20 protein-coding genes are annotated in these 20,760 nt (G+C 65.1%); 14 read left to right on the forward strand and 6 right to left on the reverse strand.

Annotated elements, in window-relative coordinates; genetic code table 11:
• Positions 1–158 precede the first annotated feature (158 nt).
• The 10 genes from AC1DJW_RS12040 to AC1DJW_RS12085 all read left to right on the forward strand — a co-directional run bounded on the left by AC1DJW_RS12040 (position 159) and on the right by AC1DJW_RS12085 (position 13,740).
• Positions 159–1,565, forward strand: a complete 1,407-nt coding sequence (locus AC1DJW_RS12040; RefSeq protein ID WP_476901498.1) for a bifunctional glycosyltransferase family 2/GtrA family protein — start codon at positions 159–161, stop codon at positions 1,563–1,565.
• Complete coding sequence (locus AC1DJW_RS12045; RefSeq protein ID WP_476901499.1) at positions 1,562–3,622, forward strand: glycosyltransferase family 39 protein; 2,061 nt, start codon at positions 1,562–1,564, stop codon at positions 3,620–3,622. Before AC1DJW_RS12040 ends, AC1DJW_RS12045 begins: the two co-directional genes overlap by 4 nt.
• A 6-nt stretch (positions 3,623–3,628) precedes the next feature.
• Positions 3,629–5,698, forward strand: a complete 2,070-nt coding sequence (locus AC1DJW_RS12050; protein ID WP_476901500.1) for an ArnT family glycosyltransferase — start codon at positions 3,629–3,631, stop codon at positions 5,696–5,698.
• A 242-nt stretch (positions 5,699–5,940) separates the two neighbouring features.
• Entirely contained in the window at positions 5,941–7,473 is a 1,533-nt protein-coding gene (locus AC1DJW_RS12055) for a sodium:solute symporter family protein (RefSeq protein ID WP_476901501.1), read from the forward strand.
• Entirely contained in the window at positions 7,470–8,735 is a 1,266-nt protein-coding gene (locus AC1DJW_RS12060; protein ID WP_476901502.1) for an AGE family epimerase/isomerase, read from the forward strand. Before AC1DJW_RS12055 ends, AC1DJW_RS12060 begins: the two co-directional genes overlap by 4 nt.
• Positions 8,732–9,481 (forward strand): 6-phosphogluconolactonase, encoded by a 750-nt coding sequence (locus AC1DJW_RS12065; RefSeq protein ID WP_459341490.1) that lies wholly within the window; start codon positions 8,732–8,734, stop codon positions 9,479–9,481. Before AC1DJW_RS12060 ends, AC1DJW_RS12065 begins: the two co-directional genes overlap by 4 nt.
• Entirely contained in the window at positions 9,478–10,242 is a 765-nt protein-coding gene (locus tag AC1DJW_RS12070) for a sugar isomerase domain-containing protein (protein ID WP_390281218.1), read from the forward strand. Before AC1DJW_RS12065 ends, AC1DJW_RS12070 begins: the two co-directional genes overlap by 4 nt.
• Positions 10,239–11,402, forward strand: coding sequence for an N-acetylglucosamine-6-phosphate deacetylase (locus tag AC1DJW_RS12075; protein WP_476901503.1), 1,164 nt, complete (start codon positions 10,239–10,241; stop codon positions 11,400–11,402). Before AC1DJW_RS12070 ends, AC1DJW_RS12075 begins: the two co-directional genes overlap by 4 nt.
• Complete coding sequence (locus AC1DJW_RS12080) at positions 11,399–12,676, forward strand: neutral/alkaline non-lysosomal ceramidase N-terminal domain-containing protein (RefSeq protein WP_476901504.1); 1,278 nt, start codon at positions 11,399–11,401, stop codon at positions 12,674–12,676. Before AC1DJW_RS12075 ends, AC1DJW_RS12080 begins: the two co-directional genes overlap by 4 nt.
• Positions 12,673–13,740 carry a LacI family DNA-binding transcriptional regulator gene (locus tag AC1DJW_RS12085; RefSeq protein WP_476901505.1) on the forward strand — a complete coding sequence of 356 codons (1,068 nt, stop codon included), beginning with the start codon at positions 12,673–12,675 and terminating at the stop codon, positions 13,738–13,740. The genes AC1DJW_RS12080 and AC1DJW_RS12085 overlap by 4 nt, the downstream gene beginning before the upstream one ends.
• Here the strand turns inward: AC1DJW_RS12085 and AC1DJW_RS12090 are convergent.
• The 3 genes from AC1DJW_RS12090 to AC1DJW_RS12100 all read right to left on the reverse strand — a co-directional run bounded on the left by AC1DJW_RS12090 (position 13,675) and on the right by AC1DJW_RS12100 (position 16,324).
• Entirely contained in the window at positions 13,675–14,352 is a 678-nt protein-coding gene (locus tag AC1DJW_RS12090; RefSeq protein WP_476901506.1) for an HAD-IA family hydrolase, read from the reverse strand. The two genes, AC1DJW_RS12085 and AC1DJW_RS12090, sit on opposite strands and share 66 nt — an antisense overlap.
• A 54-nt stretch (positions 14,353–14,406) precedes the next feature.
• Positions 14,407–14,784, reverse strand: a complete 378-nt coding sequence (locus tag AC1DJW_RS12095) for a VOC family protein (RefSeq protein WP_284753500.1) — start codon at positions 14,782–14,784, stop codon at positions 14,407–14,409.
• 61 nt (positions 14,785–14,845) lie between these two features.
• Positions 14,846–16,324, reverse strand: coding sequence for an MFS transporter (locus tag AC1DJW_RS12100; protein ID WP_476901507.1), 1,479 nt, complete (start codon positions 16,322–16,324; stop codon positions 14,846–14,848).
• Between the two features lie 101 nt (positions 16,325–16,425).
• On the opposite strand from AC1DJW_RS12100, the gene AC1DJW_RS12105 reads away from it, so the two are divergent.
• A complete protein-coding gene (locus tag AC1DJW_RS12105) occupies positions 16,426–17,133 on the forward strand; it encodes a TetR/AcrR family transcriptional regulator (RefSeq protein ID WP_476901508.1) in 708 nt (235 codons plus the stop codon).
• Positions 17,134–17,149: 16 nt separating this feature from the next.
• On the opposite strand, the gene upp is transcribed toward AC1DJW_RS12105, so the two are convergent.
• Positions 17,150–17,785 carry a uracil phosphoribosyltransferase gene (gene upp / locus AC1DJW_RS12110; RefSeq protein ID WP_236815028.1) on the reverse strand — a complete coding sequence of 212 codons (636 nt, stop codon included), beginning with the start codon at positions 17,783–17,785 and terminating at the stop codon, positions 17,150–17,152.
• A 23-nt stretch (positions 17,786–17,808) separates the two neighbouring features.
• Here upp and tadA point away from each other — a divergent pair, with 23 nt between their 5' ends.
• The 3 genes from tadA (at position 17,809) to AC1DJW_RS12125 (ending at position 19,074) form a co-directional block, all read left to right on the forward strand.
• Complete coding sequence (gene tadA, locus AC1DJW_RS12115; RefSeq protein ID WP_236815026.1) at positions 17,809–18,318, forward strand: tRNA adenosine(34) deaminase TadA; 510 nt, start codon at positions 17,809–17,811, stop codon at positions 18,316–18,318.
• A gap of 94 nt (positions 18,319–18,412) precedes the next feature.
• Positions 18,413–18,799, forward strand: a complete 387-nt coding sequence (locus tag AC1DJW_RS12120) for a VOC family protein (RefSeq protein ID WP_476901509.1) — start codon at positions 18,413–18,415, stop codon at positions 18,797–18,799.
• Complete coding sequence (locus AC1DJW_RS12125) at positions 18,796–19,074, forward strand: acylphosphatase (protein ID WP_284753509.1); 279 nt, start codon at positions 18,796–18,798, stop codon at positions 19,072–19,074. The genes AC1DJW_RS12120 and AC1DJW_RS12125 overlap by 4 nt, the downstream gene beginning before the upstream one ends.
• A gap of 29 nt (positions 19,075–19,103) precedes the next feature.
• Here the strand turns inward: AC1DJW_RS12125 and AC1DJW_RS12130 are convergent, their stop codons facing one another.
• Both AC1DJW_RS12130 and AC1DJW_RS12135 read right to left on the reverse strand, forming a co-directional pair.
• On the reverse strand, positions 19,104–20,315 hold the full coding sequence (locus AC1DJW_RS12130; RefSeq protein WP_476901510.1) for a DNA glycosylase AlkZ-like family protein: 1,212 nt from the start codon (positions 20,313–20,315) through the stop codon (positions 19,104–19,106).
• A gap of 48 nt (positions 20,316–20,363) precedes the next feature.
• Positions 20,364–20,759 carry a 6-pyruvoyl trahydropterin synthase family protein gene (locus AC1DJW_RS12135; protein WP_476901511.1) on the reverse strand — a complete coding sequence of 132 codons (396 nt, stop codon included), beginning with the start codon at positions 20,757–20,759 and terminating at the stop codon, positions 20,364–20,366.
• Between the last annotated feature and the right edge of the window lies 1 nt (position 20,760).

Raw genomic sequence — 20,760 nt, forward strand, 5'->3', positions numbered from 1 at the left:
CGAGCCACGAGCAAAAGTATGTCGAGGTCCGTCCCTTCCGGGGCGGGCCTCGACGTATTCTGGCCGGGCACATGATTCCCGCACGGCGCTCAGACATCCACAGCCACGTCACAGGTTCCGCCTAAAGCCCTCATATTAGGCAGCCGCACTCTGGATACATGACGCTCATCGAATCCACCTCCGGAACCCTGAAGGACCCCGCGGTGGTGCCGCCGGGCCTTCCCATCCAAGGCAACGCGCCTTTCCACCCCAACACCCCCGTTCAACCCAACACCCCAATTCAACCGAGCACCGTGCGTCGCGCCCCCGTGGACACCCACACCGCCATCCCTGTCCTCGACGTCACCATCCCCGTCTTCAATGAGGAACGCGACCTCGAGGAGTGCCTGCGCAGGCTTCACGGCCACTTGCGCGAATCCTTCCCGCACGGCTTCCGCATCACCGTGGCGGACAACGCGAGCACGGACGGCACCTTGAAAATCGCGGAGCGCGTGGCAAGGGAACTGCCTGAGCTCGCGGTTGTCCATCTTGAGGAGAAGGGACGCGGTAACGCCCTGCGCAAGGTGTGGCTGGCATCGCCGTCGCCGGTCCTCGCTTACATGGACGTGGATCTCTCCACCGACCTCGCCGCGCTGGCGCCCCTTTTGGCGCCACTGATCTCCGGCCATTCGGACCTCGCCATCGGCACACGGCTGACCCGCAACTCGCGGGTTGTCCGCGGCCCCAAGCGCGAGTTCATTTCGCGTAGCTACAACTTGATGCTGCACTCGTTCATGGGTGCCCGTTTCAGCGATGCCCAGTGCGGCTTCAAAGCGATCCGGGCAGATGTCGCACAGCAGATCCTCCCCCATACCTTGGACAACTCATGGTTCTTCGACACTGAACTCCTGGTCCTCGCCGAACGCTGCGGCCTCCGGGTCCACGAGGTTCCTGTCGACTGGATCGACGATCCCGATTCGAGCGTCGACGTGGTTCGCACCGCCCTGGCCGACATCCGAGGCATGGTCCGGCTCACCCGGGATCTCGTCTCGGGCCGCATCCCCATCCCGGAACTGCGGGCAGCACTTGCACGCGGGCCGCTTCCGGCGTCGTCGCGTACTGCCGAGCAAAGCCCGCGCAGCAGCCTTTTCGGGCAACTGGTCCGGTTCGCCGCGATCGGCGCTGCGTCCACCCTCGCCTATGTGCTCATCTTCCTGTTCTGCCGCGGCTTCATGGACCCGCAACTGGACAACTTCCTGGCGCTGCTCATCACGGCCATCGCCAACACCGGTGCCAACCGGCGCTTCACTTTCGGCATCCAGGGCGGCAATCCCGTTCGGCACCACTTCGAGGGTTTGATCGTCTTCGGGATCGGCCTCGCGCTCACCTCCGGGGCGCTCGCCTTGGTGCACAGTACGACGACGCCGGACCGCTGGGGTGAACTCCTCACCGTGGTCGCCGCTAACCTCGCCGCTACCGCAGTCCGTTTCCTCTTGTTCCGGCTTTGGGTCTTCCGGCAGCCTGCCGCCCAGGCGACTGCACCCACCAAACAAGCCAAATCGCGCACAGAAACGGCAGCATCATGACCTCCACGATTACTCCCGCAAGCACAGGACCGGCCGCCGGAAATGCTGACGCCGGATCCGGCGTCGGGATTGCCGACGCACCGCGTCACTCGGCCGGCCCGTCAGCCCCCGGTGCCGCGCCCCGTTGGACGCGATACGCCTTTGGCCGACAGCCCCGTTGGGTACGGCCGTCCGCCGCCGGGCTCCTCGTAGCCACAGCCTTCCTGTATCTTTGGAACCTCGCGGCTACCGGCTACGGAAACTCCTTCTACGCCGCGGCCATCCAGGCCGGCACCAAGGACTGGACGGCGTTTCTGTTCGGTTCGCTCGACGCCGGCAACGCCATCACCGTGGACAAGCCCCCGGCGTCTTTGTGGATCCCCGCTTTGGTGGGCCGGATCTTCGGCTTCTCTCCCCTGAGCATGCTGGTTCCCGAGGCACTGATGGGCGTGGCCGCCGTCGGTTTCCTCTATTTGACGGTCAAGCGGGTCTCGGGACCAGGCGCTGGCTTGTTGGCCGGTGGCGCATTGGCTCTGACGCCGGTGGCGGCGCTCATGTTCCGCTTCAACAATCCCGACGCCATGCTGACCCTGTGCCTGGTCCTGGCGGCGTACTTCACTACCCGTGCCATCGAACGCGCGGGCTGGAAATGGCTCGCCGCAGCCGGCGCCGTCGTTGGCCTCGCGTTCCTGAGCAAAATGCTGCAGGGATTCTTGATTGTTCCGGGCCTGGGACTCGCGTACCTCTGGGCCGCACCCACTCCGTTGCGGCGGAGGTTGCTGCACCTGCTCGGCGCATTGGCCGGTATCGCAGTAGTGGCGGGCAGCTATATCGTTCTTTTCCAGCTGACCCCGGCCTCGTCACGGCCTTACATGGCAGGTTCGCAAACCAACAGCTTCCTGGAGCTGACCTTTGGCTACAACGGGCTGTCCCGCATCACCGGCTCGGGCGAAGGGACGCCCGGCGGAGGCGGAGCGGGCGCCCCTGCAGGGGGCAATCTCGGTGGCCTCGGCGCCTTTGGCGGCGGCGGTGGCAACACCGGTTTCGGTGGAGCTGCCGGGATCACCCGCATGTTTGGCACGAGCTTCGGTGCTGAAGTCTCCTGGCTTCTCCCCGCTGCGCTGATTCTTCTGGCGGCTGGCCTGTGGTTCACCCGCCGGGAAGCGCGAGTGTCCCGCACCCGTGCCGCGCTCGTCCTGTGGGGTGGTTGGCTTCTGGTCACGGCGGGCGTCTTCAGCTTCATGAGCGGCATCGTCCACCCCTACTACGCGGTAGCGCTCGCACCCGCAATCGCTGCCCTGGTGGGCATTGGCAGTGTTGAGCTGTGGCGTGGCCGCGGATATTGGCCAGCCAGGATCGTCCTGGCCGTGGTAATCCTCGGTAGTTCAGCGTGGTCCGCGGTTCTCCTGGGCCGCGATGCCTCATGGCTTCCATGGTTGCGCATCGTGATCGTCGTCCTGGGGGTGGTGGCGGCCGCGGCAATCCTGCTTCGCCTTGACTCACTTCGCTTTGCCGGCCGCTTCCGGAATGCAGCGGCCGCGGCCGTCGTAGTTGTCTCGCTTCTGGCCGGCGGCCTCGGAACCGCGGCATGGACGCTCGCGACGGCGGCTACCGCGCACTCCGGTTCCATCCCGACGTCGGGTCCCACCGGCTCCCCCATGGGCGGCTTCGGAAGCCGCGCCGGAGGTTTCGGCGCAGCCGGTGGCGCGGGTCAGGCGGTAGGGCCCGGTTCCGAGGGAACGGCCGACGCCGGACTGACCGCGCTGCTGACTTCCACCACCACGAAGTGGTCGGCGATCGTCTCCGGTGCCACCCAAGCCGCAAGCCTTGAGCTCGCCACGAACACGAACGTGATCGCACTCGGGGGCTGGAACGGCGGCGATCCCTACCCGACGCTGGCACAGTTCCAGGACATGGTGGCCAAGGGACAGATCGGTTACTACATCGCAGGTGGAGGCATGGGTGGCGGCGGCGGGTTCGGAGGCCAAGGTAGCAATTCCGAGGTAGCCTCCTGGGTACAGGCCAACTTCCAAGCCCAGACGGTGGGCAACTCCACCGTCTACAAGCTGACAAAGTAGATCCCGATGACCACTTCCTATTCCACAGACACCGGTTCCAAGGCCGGTCAGTCGGCTCCGCCGTCGCGTTCGGTAGAGCCGCCGGGAGCGGCCGCTCCCCGGAGAGGGGGCGGCCGCGCCCGGGCCGGCCTGACCCGACGGCCCCGCAGCAACCGTGGTCCGCAGGCCCTGCGGGATCGCGTGGAGCTCGGCATTGTGCTCCTCGCAACCGCGGTCCTGTATCTCTGGAATCTCGGCGCTTCCGGCTGGGCCAATGCGTTCTATTCCGCGGCGGCCCAGGCCGGTTCGCAGAGTTGGACCGCGTGGTTCTTCGGATCCTCCGACGCCGCCAACTCCATCACGGTGGACAAGCCGCCGGCGTCGCTCTGGATCATGGACCTCTCGGTACGGATCTTCGGGCTGAACTCCTGGAGCATCCTGGTCCCCGAGGCGCTCATGGGCGTCGCCACGGCATGGCTGCTGTATCTGGCAGTCCGGCGAGCCGCGGTCCCCGCCAGCGGCGATCCACGGCTCGCCCACCGGGCCGGGCTGTTGGCCGCCGTCGTCATGGCCATCACCCCAGTAGCCACCCTCATTTTCCGGTTCAACAACCCGGACGCCCTGCTGGTGCAGCTCATGACGGCCGCCGGTTACGCCACGCTGCGGTCCATCCAGGACAACAAACTGCGCTGGCTCCTGTTTGCCGGGGTGTTCCTGGGTTTCGGCTTCCTGACCAAGCAACTCCAGGTCCTGCTGGTGGTTCCTGGATTTATCGTGGCGTACGTGGTTGCCGCGCAAGGTGGAGTGGGGCGTCGCCTGCTTCGGCTGCTTGCGGCGGGGGCGGCCATGGTGGTCTCGGCCGGCTGGTGGCTCGCCGTCGTCGAACTCATTCCGGCCAACATGCGGCCCTACATCGGCGGCTCCCAGAACAACTCCATCCTTGAACTGACGCTCGGTTACAACGGCCTGGGTAGGCTCAGCGGCCGGGAGACCGGCAGCGTCGGGGGCGGCAACGGCTGGGGAGTTCCCGGGCTGTTCCGGATGTTCAACAGCGAGTTCGGCGGCCAGATCGCGTGGTTGCTCCCCTCCGTGCTCATCCTCGGAGCGGGACTCCTGTGGCTGGGCCGCCGCGCCCCGCGCACGGATTCCGTCCGGGCTTCGGTGATCGTGTGGGGTTCGTGGGTGCTTGTCACCGGGCTCGTGTTCAGCTTCATGGCTGGCATCATCCACCCCTACTACGCGGTAGCGCTGGCCCCGGGCATAGCCGGGCTCGCCGGTCTGGGCGGCGTGCTTTTGTGGCAGCATCGCGCACAGCTCGTCGCCGCGGTCATGCTCGCCATGGCAGTGGCCGCAGCAGGATTCACGGCCTTCGACCTCCTGGGCAGCACCACCTCCTATGGTCCGTTGCTGCGCTGGGCGGTGCTGTTGGGGGCACTGGCAGCCGCGGCCGGGGTGCTACTCTCGGGACGTTTCCCGTCCCGCATCCTTCAGCGCACGACGGCGGTGCTCGCCCTAGCGGCCTCCCTCGCCGGCCCCTTGGCGTACTCCATCTCAACCGCCTCCGTGACGCACAGCGGCGCAATCCCCAGTGCCGGTCCAACGACTACATTTGGTGGCTTCGGCGGCTTTGGAGGCCGGGGCGGCTTCGGGCAAGGGGCCCAGAACACTCCCCCGCAAGCCCTCCAACAGCCGGGCGCCCAGGGCGGCGGCTTCGGCGGGAACCGGCAAGGCGGCGGCATGGGCGGCCTGCTTGGCGCCACCACGCCGTCGTCGGAAATGGTTGCCGCGCTGAAATCCGGCGCCTCGAACTACACGTGGGCGGCCGCCGTCGTAGGCTCCAACAACGCCGCCGGCTACCAACTGGCCACCGAACTGCCCGTGATGGCTGTGGGTGGCTTCAACGGCACGGACCCGTCCCCGACGCTCGAACAGTTCCAGCAGCTCGTGGCACAAGGCAAGATCCATTACTTCATCGCCGGGGGGACCATGCAGGCGAACAGCGGATCGGACGCTCCTGCGCAGATCGAGCAATGGGTGGCTGCGAACTTCCAGTCACAGACCATCGGCGGGACCACGGTGTACGCACTGGCCGGCTGAGTGGGCTGACCGAAGCACCCGGACGGGCTGTGGCAATGATCGCGGAGTAATCCGCAATCTGCCACAGCCCGTCTGTTGCCGTCTCCCTGCTCGGCTTTGTTGACATAGAAGTCCTTGGCGCGGCGGCTGAGGAGGCCCGAGGAAAAGTTTCAAAAAGACTCTTGTTTTGCAAACGTTTGCAGAGAAAAGTGGACGCCACTGCAGATCCCATTTCCAAGCTTTCGTCGCATCAAGGAGCATGTATGTATTTCGCCGACTGGCTCGTTTTAGGGGCCTACTTCGTGGTCATGATAGGGATCGGCTGGTGGGCCAAGAGCCGAGTGAAAAACGCCGCGGACTTCTTCACAGCCGGTGGGAAGATGCCGTGGTGGCTGGCGGGGATTTCCCACCACATGTCCGGCTATTCGGCTGCTGTCTTCGTGGCCTACGCCGCCATCGCCTACACCACCGGTTTCGCACTGTACGTGTGGTGGGCCCTTACGATCACCATTGCCTGCCTTGTTGGCGCTGTCTTCTTCGCCCCGCGCTGGCCGCGACTGAGGCAGCGTTTGGGAATCATCTCCCCGCTCGAATACCTGGCTACCCGTTACAACCTACCCGCGCAGCAAGTACTGGCTTGGTCCGGTGCCGCATTGAAAGTCTTCGATGTTGCGGCCAAGTGGGCGGCCAGCGCGATCCTCCTGAACGTGTTCGCCGGGGTTCCGATTGCAGTTGGCATCCTGATCGTCGGCGGGGTCACGCTCATCTATTCGACCATTGGCGGCTTGTGGGCGGATGCCTTGACGGATATGGGCCAGTTCATCATCCAGTCAGTAGCGGGCGTTGCGATGCTCATCTTCGCGGTGGCCAAGCTTGGGGGCGTTTCCTCGATCGCGGGAATCTGGTCCCGGCTGCCGGCCTCCCACTCGCAGCCATTCGCCGGGGACTATACCATCGGATTCTTCCTCGCCTATTGCCTGATCAGCACGATTTCCTACAACGGCGGAACCTGGAATCTGGCTCAACGCTTCATTGCGGCCCCATCCGGCTCAGCGGCCCGCAAATCGGTCCTGCTTTCGGGCGGACTATATCTCGTGTGGCCACTGGTGCTTTTCTTCCCCATGTGGGCCGCGCCGCTGATCCTGCCCAATCTGACGCACCCGGATCAGGCTTATGCGCTTCTGACCCAGCAGCTGTTGCCGGCCGGCCTCGTCGGCTTGGTCGTCGCCGGAATGTTCTCACACACCATGGCCATGACCTCTTCGGACGCCAACGCGATTTCCGCCGTCGTCATCCGGGACATCATCCCTGCGTTGCGCGGTTCCCGGCAGCCGCTGACTTCGCGAGCGGAACTACTGGGTGGCCGGATTTCCACGTTCCTGTTCATCGGATTGTCCATGGTCATTGCCCTGAGCGCGGATTCATTCGGCGGCGTCCTGGGCCTGATAATCCTCTGGTTCGGAGCCTTGGTAGGGCCGATCGCCGTTCCCATGCTGCTCGGGATGTTGCGACCATTCCGGCGCTGCGGGCCCTCTGCGGCATTGTTCTCCTGGGCCACCGGTTTGATCGTTTTCGCACTCGCAAAGTACGTTTTGGCCGCTCCGATCGCGAGCCTCGGCACGGCCAGTGCACAGACGATCAACGTGGCCGCCCCCGTGCTTGCGTCCGCAATCGTCTATTGCGTCTTCGGCTGGCTGCGCCCTTGGCACAACGAAGCTTCGGACGCCCTTGTCGAGTCCCTTGACCGTGACCTTGAGCCGGCTACAACGCTTCCAGTTGAAAGCACCGTGGCATGAGCGCAACCGGTTCCGAAATACGGGATCAGCTCCTCAAGGGCATCCTCCCTTGGTGGCTTGAGAACGGAGTCGACAGGAAAGACGGCGGGGTTTTCACGTGCTTTTCCAACTCGGGGCGATTACTTTCGAACGAAAAATATACGTGGTCCCAAGGCCGCTGGGCTTGGCTCTGCTCAAGGATTGCGCTGGACAGCGAGGCCGCAATCATCGGGGAAGATCCCCAGCTGTGGGCAACCCTGTCGATTGAAACCGCCAGGTTCATCCAGGCACACGCCATCCTGGACGGCAGCGTGACGGCATACCGCACATCGGCTGAGGGGCAGGCGCTGCCGTCCGGGCCGCACGGGGAGATCGCAGTCAGTGTACTGGCTGACCTCTTTGCGGCCCTGGGCCTGGCGGGTGCAGCCCGGCTTCCCCAAGCCGCACACCGGGAACGTGAAGAGTGGCTGCAATCAGCCCATGCGCTTCTGGCACATTCCGAAGAAAGGATCGAGGCCCGGAGCGCTCCGTCCGAGCCATACCCCGTCCGGGCAGGATTCAAGGATGCCGCCGGGCTGATGCTGCTGCTGAATGTGGGCGCCCAGTTGCACCTGGCCAGCGGCTCGGCCGAAAGCGCGGAAACAGCCGGCGCAGCACTTTCCCAGCTCCTCGGAGACGGAAACTCCGAAGGCATGTGGAAGGCCGACACCTGGTGGGAATACCGGCCGGACAGCAGCGGTGACCTGGACACGCTCCTGGCCCGCCACCGCACCCCCGGCCACCTGCTCGAGATGCTCTGGATGGTCATGGAGGCCGTCGACATCATGCCTGAACTTGCGCCCCGGATTCCGGACTGGCTTCCGGACCTTGCCGTCCGGGCCCTGGAAGCCGGCTGGGATGACCAGCACGGCGGCGTCTTCCGATACGTCGACAGCACTGGAGATGAACCGCGGGGCAGGCTCTTCGGCAACGACCCCTACGAAACTTTGGTGACCCAAACATGGGACACCAAACTGTGGTGGGTCCAGGTGGAGGCACTCTACGCAACCAGGCTGCTCGCCGAGAGTTTCGGGCGTCGGGACCTCCTGGACTGGCATGAGCGGATCTGGTCCTACACCCTCAATACCTTTCCGGACCCTTCCGGCCAGGAGTGGCTGCAAATACGCGACCGCGAAGGGAAGCCGCTCGACAAGGTGGTGGCGCTGCCAGTCAAAGACCCCTTCCATATAGCCCGATCTCTCCTCCTGACCACTGAACTAGAAACCCGAAGGACACACACGTGACAGCACTGACCATTTACAGCCCCGCCGTTTCCACACACCCGGACCGGGCCGCGCTGGGGAAACACGCAGGCGCGCATGCAGCGGAAACGCTGCGCAAGGCGCTCCGGAACCAGCGGGAAGTCCGGCTGATGCTCGCAGCAGCTCCCAGCCAGGAGGCAACGCTTCAGGCGCTCGTCCAGGAGCCCGGCATCGACTGGAGCCGCATAACGTGTTTCCACATGGACGACTACCTCGCGCTCGAGGCCGACGCACCCCAAGGATTCGGAAACTGGCTGCAACGCACGTTCTTCAGCCACCTTCCGCCGACCACCTTTCACCGCATCGATCCGGGGAACCCCGCCGAAGAGGAAGCGCAGCGCTATGGCACGCTGATGGGCCAAGATCCGTTTGACCTCGTCCTGCTCGGCTTGGGCGTCAACGGCCATCTTGCCTTCAACGATCCCCCGGCCGACCTCGCCGACCCGCTGCCCGCCCGCGTCATCAACCTGGACCAGGTAAGCCGCCAGCAACAGGTGGATGAAGGGCATTTCGCAAGCTTCGACGACGTTCCGCGGCGCGCCATCACCGTCTCCATCCCGCGCTTGCTGCACGCCTCCGAAATCATCGCTTCCGTTCCCGGCCATGCCAAAAGGACGGCCGTCCACAACACGCTGAACCAGCCGATCAGCGGAGACCACCCCGGTACGGCGTTGCGCACCCACCCCAACGTCACCATCTACCTCGACGCCGAATCCGATCCGCGATGAACTCAAATGAGCAGCTGTCGCAGGACTACCTCGGAAAAATCACCGAACTCCTCGGGCGGATCCGCCTGGAAGAAGCCGAAAACATCAGCGTCGCCGCGGACATTCTCGCCGCCCAGGTAGCCAAGGACGAACTGGTCCACATCTACGGCCCCGGCGGTCATTCGAACCTGGCAAGCCAGGAAGTGTTCTTCCGGGCAGGCGGGCTTATGCACGTTTCAGCCATTTTGGACGAAGGCACCCTGCTCTCCAGCGGCGCCCTCCGCTCAATGGCCATGGAGCGGACTCCGGGTTACGGCCGGATCGTCATCGAGGACGCCGGCCTCGGACCAGGGGACGTCCTCATCCTGGTCAACGCCTACGGCATCAATAGCGCGCTTATCGACGCGGCCCTGACGGCACGCGAACTGTCCGTCAAGACCATCGGCGTTTCCTCGCGGGAGCACGCAGAGGAAACAGCCGGTGACCACCCCGCACGGCATCCACAGAAGCTGAACCTGCACGACGTCGTCGACCACCACATCGACACGAAGGTTCCGGTCGGAGACGCCGTCATGGAGGTCCCCGGGGCAAAGGAAAAAACGGCCGCCGTGTCCACGTTCGCCAACGCCTTCACCCTGAACTTGCTCATGATGTCCGCCATCAGCAAGCTGAACGAAATCGGCGTTGAGCCGCCATTGTGGCGATCGGGAAATGCTCCCGGCGGGGACGAAGCCAACCAGCAATTCATTTCACGTTTCAAAGGACGGGTACACAAGCTGTGACACAGCCCAAAACGATTGTGGGCAAAGACCCCCACCGAGGGATCAATCTGGAAATCGCCTACGACACGACCATCCTGTCTGTGCGGGAGATCGACCCTGACCAAGGGCTGCCCGTCATCGCACCGGGATTTATCGATGGCCAGGTCAACGGTTACGGCGGATTCGACGTCAACGCCGCTGACGTCAGCCCGCAAACCATCATCAACATGAGCGCCGAGCTGGCGAAGCTGGGCGTCACGACGTGGGTGCCGACCATTGTGACAGCGTCGGAGGAGGCCATCACCGGCGCGCTCGAGCAGATCAACCGGGCCTGCGAAATTGATCCAAGCACCAGGGCAGCTATCCCCTGCGTCCACATCGAGGGCCCCTTCATCTCGGACCAGGATGGTCCCCGGGGCGTCCACGATGCAGGATTCGTTCGCCCCTTGGACGTCCAGGAGGTCCGGCGCTGGCTTCGCGCAAGCGGAATGGTCGGTATCGTCACCGTCTCCCCGCACACGCCCGATGCGCCTGCCCAGATCGCGCAAATCCGCGAACTCGGCGTCGAAGTGGCCATCGGACACACGCACGCGAGTCCTGGACAAGTCACGGCTGCCGTCACCGCGGGAGCCCGCCTGGCGACCCATCTGGGCAACGGCATAGCGACCATGCTGCCCAGACACCCTAATGCCCTGTGGACTCAACTGGCGGACGATCGCCTCACGGCGGGACTCATAGCGGACGGCCACCACTTGCCCAGCGATACGCTGAAAGTGATGATCAGGGCAAAGACCCCCGAACGCGCTTATCTTGTCTCGGACAGCACTGCACTGGCCGGTAGCGAGCCTGGCCGCCACAGTACTTCCGTGGGCGGCCTGGTGGATCTTGCCCCTGACGGAAGGCTCTCCCATGTGGGCACGGATCTGCTCGCAGGGGCCGCCGCTACCCTGCCGGACGGTTTCCGCAACGTGATCCACGACGTCGGCCTGGATCTACCGGAAGCCCTCAAAATGGTGACATCCACTCCCGCTCGGGTGATCCCCGGCACCCGGCCGGGGCTCGGCCACCTTCGAGTCGGTTCCCCGGCAGATTTTGTCCTGATCACCGGGGAAGGACCCGAAGCGGGGACCATTACCGAGGTTGTCCAGCACGGCCGGAAAGTATCGGGCAGACCGGAATGAATACCAGCGAAGCCGAGCAGGCCACCATGCGGGTGGGCGCCGCCGTCGTCGAGATCTCACCGCCCGCAGGTACGCCAATGGCCGGATTCGCAGCGAGGACGGAACCGAGCACCGGCGTCCACGACCCCCTGAGCGTCCGGGCGTTGGCTGTCGATGACACGTGCTGGATCACCGTGGATGTGTGCGGCCTCCACGAAGACACGTGCACCCGCGTCGCACGCGGCTTGCCCTTCATGCCGGAGCGTGTCGCGATCACCGCGACACATACCCACGCAGGTCCGTGCGTCATGCCGGGCCGGCTCGGAGGCCATGACCCGGGTCTCCTGGAGGAGATCGTCGTGGCTTGCCACGAGGCCGCCGAGACCGCGTTGGCCTCCCAGCAGCCTGCCACCTTGCAATACGGCGAATCGCGCGGAGTGGACATTGCCAGGAACCGACGCCATCCCGAACGTGCCGTGGACCCGCCCGTCCAAGTCGCTACATTCAGCGATGCGCGCGGACAAGTGCTTGCCTGGATCCTGCTCTATCCGTGCCACCCGGTGGTCCTGGGTCCGGAAAACCGGCTCATCAGCGGCGACTATCCGGCGTTCACCAGGAGCGTCCTGGAGGAACGTTCCCCAGGCTCAGTGGCCCTTTTCCTGCCCGGGACCGCCGGTGACATCAACTCGGGCCATCGTGCCGACGCGTCGTACTCGCTTTCCGGCTCCGCCGGCAGGACGATGGAGCAGGCGCGAAAGATCGGAGAACATGTGGCGGCATCCGCGTTGGGGACCCGGCTCCTCCCGGTCTTCGATTCCCGGGAGACCTCGGCGGCCCGGAGGACCGTCGGCGTCGCAATGAATGCGCGCGACGCGGTTTCCCCCTCGGAGTTGAGCCGGCAGTGGGAGGCGGAAGCGGTTTCGGCAGATCCGGGCCGGCGATCCCTCCTCAACGCGTGGAAGCAATGGGCCGTGGACCGCAGTCCCGACGAGAAAATGTCCTGGGACGCACCAGTGAGCGTCTTCAACTGGCAGGGCCTGACCCTCGTAGGATTACCCGGAGAACCATTCCTGGCCGCAACGGAAGCCATCGCCTCCGAGGTGGACGGGCCCGTATTCGTTACGGGTTACACCAACGGGTGCCCGGGATACTTCCCGAGCGCGGACGAATATGACTTCGGAGGATACGAAGTGGAGGACGCGCACCGCTACTACGGCATGCCGGCCCCCTTCGCGCCTGGGAGTGCCGAAGCCCTGGTCCAGGCCGCATTGGAACTCGTGGGTGAGCTCCAATGACAGGCCGGCCGACCATTACGCAGTTGGCGGCCGAACTCGGCATCGCCCCCTCAACCGTGTCCAGGGCCTTTACCCGGCCAAACCTCCTCAAACCGGAGACGGTGGCATTGGTTCAAAAGGCTGCCGAAGCCGCCGGCTACGTGCCGAACCATCACGCGCGCGCCCTCTCGACAGGACGCGCCGGCGCTATCGGACTCATCGTGCCGGACATCGCCAACCCGTTCTTCCCTCCGCTGGTCCGAGCGGCCCAAAACTACGCCAGCGACCTCGGGCTATCCGTGTTCTTGGCGGACACGGATGAAGACCCCAACCGGGAAGACCGTCTCATCTCACGGATGGCTCCCCAGGTCGAAGGGTTGATCGTCGTATCTTCCCGGCTCGCTTCGTCCCGCATCCGGCAAATCGCCGATTCCCAACGCGTGGCGTTCATCAACCGCGATGTTCCTGAAACCTACCGGGTGCTGCTGGACACCACTGCAGCCATCCGCTCCGCGCTGACGCACTTGGCCGAGCTCGGCCACCGTCGCATAGCCTACGTCGGCGGGCCACCACAATCATGGGCAAACAAGCAGCGTCACTCGGCGGTGGACAACTTCACGAAGGCCCACGCCCTCGAGGTCACGCACTTCAGTGCGGATCCGGGCACCTACGAAGCCGCGAAGGCGCTCGGCGATTCAGTGGCAGCGTCCGGAGTCACGGCTGTCATCGCTTTTGACGACGTCATTGCGCACGGCCTGATGGGCGGATTCGCCGCCGCGGGCGTGGACGTACCGAAGGACGTGAGTGTCATCGGATGCGACGACACCCTCGCGACCACAACGTTTCCTGCCCTTTCGACGATTGCGGTCAATGTCGGTGCAGCAGCCCGGCGCGCCGTCGCCGCCCTCTCCGAGAACCCAGGCTCAACCAGCCTGACCGGAGCGAGGATCATCTTCGAGGGAACCCTCGTCCTCCGGGGAACAACAGGACCCGTCCGGCCTACATCAAGCCCGCTGACGCTAGAACCGGAGCTCGATTACCCGGCGACCGGAAGCGTCCAGGCTCGCCGTGGCAGTGACAGCTGAGTAGTCCGCGATCTGCCACAGCCCATCTGCCGCCTCGCCTCCGGCGTCGCCCACCACCACGGTCCGCATGCCCGCCGCACGGGCGGAAGCGATGCCCGCGGGGGCATCTTCGAAGACGACGACGTCGGCCGGCTCCGCACCCAGCAGGGCGGCGGCCTTAAGGTAGCCTTCCGGGTCCGGTTTGCCGCGCGTTACAGCCTCGGAAGTGACAGTGGTCCCCGGCATCTCGAGTCCGGCCGCCTTCATGCGCACTCCGGCGAGGATCCGATCGGCCGAGGTGACCATGGCGACGGCGTCGGCAGGCAAGGACCGCAACAGTTCCGAGGCTCCGGGCAACGCCACGATCCCGTCCGTCCGGGTCCGTTCCATCTCGCCGAGTTCCTCCGCAAGCGCGTCGATGTCGGCTCCAGCCGGGGCGAAACGGCGCACCGTGTCCTTGGCTTGGACCCCGTGTGAAGTCCGCAGGATCTCGCCGATGTCCAGTCCATACCGGCCCGCGAATTCGCTCCAGACTTCCTCGACGATCGCGGTGGAGTCCACCAAGGTGCCGTCCATATCGAAGAGGACAGCCCGGACGGTCAGGGTTTTCACGGCTTCAGCAGGCAGGTTCATGCATCCATCCTGCCTGCGTATCCGTTCCGCGGCCCAACTCTTACGGTGTGAGTCCTAGCCGTTGGGCCTGTGCGGGATGTACTGGACGGCCCATTTGTTGCCGTCCGGATCGGCGAAGTACACAAAGTGGCCCCAATCCTGGATGTCGATGTCGCTGACTTCCACGCCGTTGGCCTTGAGCTGATCGTGCGCTTCCTGAATATTGCCCACCACCATCTGCAGGCTGGGGGCGGTGCCTGGAGGGGCGTCGTTCAGGCCTTCGCCGATGCAGATGGAGCATGCCGAGCCAGGCGGAGTCAATTGGACGAAGCGGATGCCGTCCATGGGCCGCTCGTCGTAGTCGGCGTTGAAGCCCACTTTGTTGACGTAGAAATCCTTGGCGCGGTCCACATCGGACACAGGGACAAACACAAGTTCAAGTTTCCAGTCCATGGGCCAAAGGCTATCGGCGGAGCCGGAAAACCGGTAGGGGCCGAGCACAACGCGGGGTCACTTACAGCCCATGTTGCTGCTCGAATTGGGCCGTAAGTGACCCCGCGTTGACGAGTTCGACGGCGGCGCCTCCCCAGGTGCCCACGCCGGCTTCTGTTTCAGCTTGCGCGCGGGCTCGGGCTCGGGACGGAAGGAGCCACGCCACCAGCGTGGCAAGGACCAGCACGGCCGCACCAACGTAGACGGCGGGAATGGCCGCTTCCACGTAGCCCGTGGGAGTGAGTTTGCCGCCGGCTCCCGTGAAGACTGCCGTCAGCACGGCCACGCCAAGTGCTACACCGATCTCCCGGAGAGTGGAGTTGGTGCCGCTCGCCTTCGCGTGGTCCTCGGCGCGCATGTTGGCGAGCACCGACGTCGACATCGGGGCGAAAACCAGGCCCATACCGATTCCAGCCGCCACAAATCCGGGCACCAGAGTCTCGTACGGGGCGGTCGCGGAAAGGACTCCGGCCAGCCAGAACATGCCCGCTGTCAGCAGCAGGAGGCCCGCGATCATCAGGGTCCTGGTGCCAAGCCGCGGTGCCAGCAGACCGGCGAGTGGGGCCACGAACATGGGGGCCAAGGTCCAGGGCATGGTCATCACGCCGGCTGCGAGGGGTCCGTGGCCCTGCACCACCTGCAGGAACTGGATGAGGATGAAGACGGAGCCGAAGATCCCGAAGCTGAAGGTCAGGCCGATCAGGTTAGCCACAGTGAAGCTACGGTCGCGGAAGAGCCGGAGTGGAAGGAGCGGCGCGGCAACGCGGGATTCCCACAGGACGAAGGCAAGCAGCAGGACCCCGCCACCGATCAAGGCGCCGAGGACTTCGGCACTGGACCAGCCGGCGTCGTTCCCTCGGACAATGCCGAAAACGAGCGCCAAGAGGCCAAGTCCGGAGAGAAGAAGGCCTACGACGTCGGCGCGGACGCGGGCGCCGAAGCTGTTCGGAAGCGCGAAGAGCGCCAGCGGAATCGACAGGATGCCAATGGGCACGTTGAGCCAGAAGATCGCTTCCCAGCTCCAGCCTTCCACGACTGCGCCGCCGATCAGCGGCCCCAGTGCGACACCCAAGCCGGAGACTCCGCCCCAGATGCCGATGGCGAGCGGGCGCAGCTTGTCGCTGACCGAGCCCACCAGCAGGGTGAGCGATAGCGGCATGAGCGCCGCGGAGCCCACGCCTTGGACTGCGCGCGCGGCGATGAGCTGCGCCGGGTCCGTGCTAAGGGCGGCTGCGGCGGAAGACAGGGTGAAGACGGCAAGGCCGGCGATGAACACGTGTCGGCGGCCGAAGCGGTCCCCCAGGCCGACGGCCAGCAACATGAATGCCGCGAAGCTCAGGGAGTAGGCGTTGACGATCCACTGCAGTTCCTCAACGCTCGCGCCGAGGGCCTTGTGCATCACGGGCAGTGCGTTGGTGACCACAAGGTTGTCCAGCGTGGCCATGAAGACGGGAAGGGAGGCCGCCACAATGGCCAGCCAAACGGGAATGGTGCGTTTCATGATGACTCCACGGGGCGCTGAAGGGTGCCACTTTTCGGATTGTTGTAATCGAATGATTACTTAAAGCCAAAAGTTAGTTATCGACTGATAACATGTCAAGTGTGGCGAAGAAAACAGCGGGCACAGGCGCCCCGGAAACAGGCTCAAGCGGCCAGGCAACTGCCGGACGCATACCAGCGGCGCAGCGGCGCGAACTGATCCTGGAAGCTGCCACCGGTGTCTTTGCCGAGCGCGGATACGCCGGGTCCACCACGGACCAAGTGGCCAAGGCCGCAGGGATCAGCCAGCCATACGTGGTGCGGATGTTCGGCACCAAGGAAACCCTGTTCCTGGAGGCCCTGGACCGTGCCCACGGCAAGTTGATGCGCGCGTTCCGCGACGTCATCTCCGCGTACGACGCCGGAGGATTCGCCGAAGAACTGCAGCACCTTGATCCGGCCGCCGGGAGCGGCCGGCCGGAACAGCTCAAGCAGCTCATGGCCATCGCCTACGCGGATCTCGTGGCGGACCGCGGGATCCTCATGATGCTGATGCAGGCCTTCGTGGCAGGTCATGAGCCCGCCATCGGGGCGCGGGCCAGGGAAGGATTCCTGGATATTTACCGCCTGGTGCGGGACGAAGCCGGCCTGTCCCCCGAAACCGCTCGCGACTTCCTAGCGCAGGGCATGCTCATGAACACCCTGATCGGGATCCGCCTGCCGGAGGTCTACGAACAGGACCCGACGGCCGAGGAGTTGCTTGAATGCACGCTGCGGTCCAAGCTGCCCATGGTGCTCAAGGCAAGCAAGGCCCAGCGCCGGGCGGGTTAGCTGCTAGCCGGACTCGCTAGCCGGCTACGCCGTAGAGGCGGTCTCCGGCGTCGCCCAGGCCCGGAACGATGTAGGCCTTCTCGTTGAGCCTCTCGTCGATCGAGGCGAGAACGATCTTGACGTTGGCGTCTGAAAGCTCTTCTTCCAGCTTGGCCAGGCCTTCCGGGGCTGCAAGCAGGCAGATGCACGTGACGTCCGAAGCGCCGCGTTTGAAGAGGAACTTGATGGCTTCGCGCAGTGTGCCGCCGGTGGCGAGCATGGGGTCCAGGACGAAGATCTGGCGGCCGGTGAGGTCTTCGGGGAGGCGCTCGGCGTAGGTGATGATGTCCAGGGTCTCTTCATCGCGGGCCATGCCCAGGAAGCCCACTTCGGCGGTGGGGACCAGCTTGGTCATGCCCTCCAGCATGCCGAGGCCTGCGCGCAGGATGGGGACCACCAGCGGAGTCGGCTTCGTGAAGGCGGTACCGATCGCCTTGGTGACGGGGGTTTCGATCTCTACCGCTTCGGTCCTGACCTCGCGGGTGGCCTCGTAGGCCAGCAGGGTGACGAGTTCTTCGGTGAGTTGCCGGAAGACCGGTGAAGGAGTGTTCTTATCCCGCAGAACGGTGAGCTTGTGAGCGACCAGCGGGTGGTCCACGACGAGTGTGCGCATGACTCCAAAACTATCATTGAGGCATGAGCACCAACGAGCCTTATCACGCAGAGCACGCGGCCTGGATGGGCCTGGCCCTGGACGAGGCCCGGCGGGCGCTGGATACGGAGGATGTACCGATCGGTGCCGTCGTTTTAGGGCCCGACGGCGGCGTGCTGGGTGCCGGGAGGAACGAACGGGAAGCGCACGGCGACCCAACGGCGCACGCCGAGATTGTCGCCATCCGTGAGGCGGCAGCCGCCCTCCAACGCCACGCCCTTGAGCTCGGCGAAGGCGGAGACGGCTGGAGGCTCGAGGACTGCACCCTTGTGGTGACGCTGGAGCCGTGTGCCATGTGCGCAGGGGCCATCGTGCTGGCCCGGATTCCGCGGGTGGTCTTCGGCGCCTGGGACGAGAAAGCCGGTGCTGCTGGATCCGTGTTCGATATCTTGCGTGAACGCAGGCTCAATCACTGGGTGGAGGTCTACGCCGGCGTACGCGAAGAGGAATGCTCGGCATTGCTCCGCGATTTCTTCGCAGCCCACCGGAAATAGCAGCAGCCGTCGGATCGCACGCGTCGGAGGCCCCTTGAAATTGTGAGGGGTTGGACGTCAGATGGTCTCAGGCAGCACATCTGAGGAGGACCTCATGACAGTCTCTTTCAACCACACCATCGTCTACGCAACGGACAAGCGGCACTCGGCGGAGTTCCTCGCCAAGGTGTTTGGACTCCCGAAGCCGCAGCCCATGTGGTCCTTCATGACCGTGTCCTTTGAACACGGAGTAGCGCTCGATTTCGCGACAGCCGACCGGCCAATCTCTCCCCAGCACTACGCCTTCCTGGTCAGCGAGGAAGATTTCGACGGGATTTTCTCCCGGATCCAGGCCGAGGAAATCCCCTACTGGGCGGACCCTGCGCGGTCCCGCCCCCAGCAGATCAACCACAACGACGGCGGACGCGGCGTCTACTTCGCGGATCCGGACGGGCATTTCCTCGAGGCAATTACTCGGCCATATGGATCGGGTGCCGCATGAGTTCCCCGGTGCGGGTCACGGCCATGGTGACCGGCCGCGTCCAGGGCGTCGGCTTCCGCTACTCGACAATGCACCAAGCCCGAATGCTCGGACTGACCGGGGAGGCGGCCAACCAGTTGGACGGCTCGGTGCAGGTGATAGCCGAGGGTGACCGCGAATCCGTCGACTCCCTGCTGGAATGGCTGCAATCCCGGGATGCTCCAGGCCGCGTAAAACACGTGGATGCCACCTTCACGCAAGCCACCGGCGAGTTCTCCGGATTCTGGGTGGACTGAAGCACTCCAACCTGAGACCAGCGTTCGTCTTATGAATTGGCACTGTCCAGGGCGTCGATGCGTTTCTGTCGCGATGCCGGCGAGTCCAGGCTGAACGAGCGGAAGTCCCCGAGGTCTTCGCGGATCCAGCTCTCCACCTCACTGATTCGCTGGGCGACGGCCGCGCTGGGCTTGTCGAACGTCCAGGCTGCGATCCGTTCCTTGCCCGGATCGTATTGCCACAGCCCGATGATCCGTCCCCGGTCCAGGATCGGATGGTCCGAGAGGTCTGCCTGCAGCACGAGCGTGGTGTCCAGGATCTTCCGGCCCCGATCGCCTTCAGCCAGCATGTCCGCCGAGTTCCTGCGCAACAGCACCAAAGAATCCGTCCCGGCCAGAAGCTGGATCTGTTCCTCGTGCGGTGCCTTGAACGCGGAAAGGTGCTCGACGTCGTCGGGCAGCATCCAGAGCGGCTCGCCTGCCGCCGTCGTCACTTCGACGGCGCCGACGGCGGCCAGCCCCGCCTTGCTCTGCGCGACTGTGAAGCCGGTAAGCCATTGGCTCTGCTTGAACGTCGCACCACCCGTCCAGCGCAGGTACCGTTCGATCAAGCGCGCGCGGGCGGCGTCGTCGTCGATGGTGCTGGGCGGCAGCGCCCACGACGTGTAGGCATAGCGCTGCTGGTCGAGGCGGCCATTGACGGGGACCCTGCGGATGCGGCCGTCGGCTTGGAGGAGGCCCAAGGCCGTGGGGAGCGTGGTGGATGCACCCTTCTTCTTGCCTTCTTCGCCGAGGCTGCGGACGGACTCGCCGAGTTCGTCCCTGAGCTGTTTCGGGTCCATGGGGTCGCTGGATTCCAGGAGGGTGTGCAGCACTTGCTCTTCGAGCAGGGTAATCTCACCGCGTTCGACGCCGAGCCGGGCCAGGACCTTGAACGGCGCCACCGCGGCGTCCCGGCCGACTTGGAGGCCCCAGGCGAAGTCGTTCCGGCCGAGGACGTACGTGCATCCGCGGGCGGTCGGAAGCTCGTGGATTCTCAGCTCCGCGACGTCGCGATCCACCTGTTCGCGCCTGATCCCGGCCCGGGCAAAGAGCGTCAGGTAGGGGTTGGCGCCGCCGACGGAACGGGCCCAGCCTGCGCGGTCCAAGACTTCCTCGGACGTCTTGCCCGCGAGCGAGCCGTCCAGGCCCTGCCTATTCCACGCCCAGGCGCGGAGGAGTTCCGGGGTGAGCGTTTGGGTGGAAAGCACGGCGGACGTCATGGCCCCATTCTGCACCGTTTGCCCTCATCCGGGGCAGTCCCGCGCGAGCTATCGCTCGAAATCCAACGAGAAGCCCGCCCAGGCGTCGGGATGTTCCCGGAGAAGGACGTCGACGCCGGCGAGCGCACCGCCGTCGTCGCTCCCGCGAACCTTAGCGGCAACCGCTACAGCGATGAAGCGGGCCAGCACTTCCGTCGTCGTGAGCTGCCCGGCGAAGTCGGGGTGCTCATCGAGGTTCTTGTAGTTGAGGCCGGCAAGGACGTCGTCCAAGATGGTTCCGGCTGCGCCGATGTCCAGGACGATCGCGTCGCCGTTCAGTTCGGCCCGGCGGAACGTCACCTCGGCAACGAAAGTGGCCCCGTGGAGTCCCTGCGCCGGGCCGAACGACTCCCGCGGAAGGCTGTGGGCGATCATGAAGTGCCGGCGGACGGTGAGGCTGAACATC

Source organism: Arthrobacter sp. 05L417 (assembly GCF_056397865.1).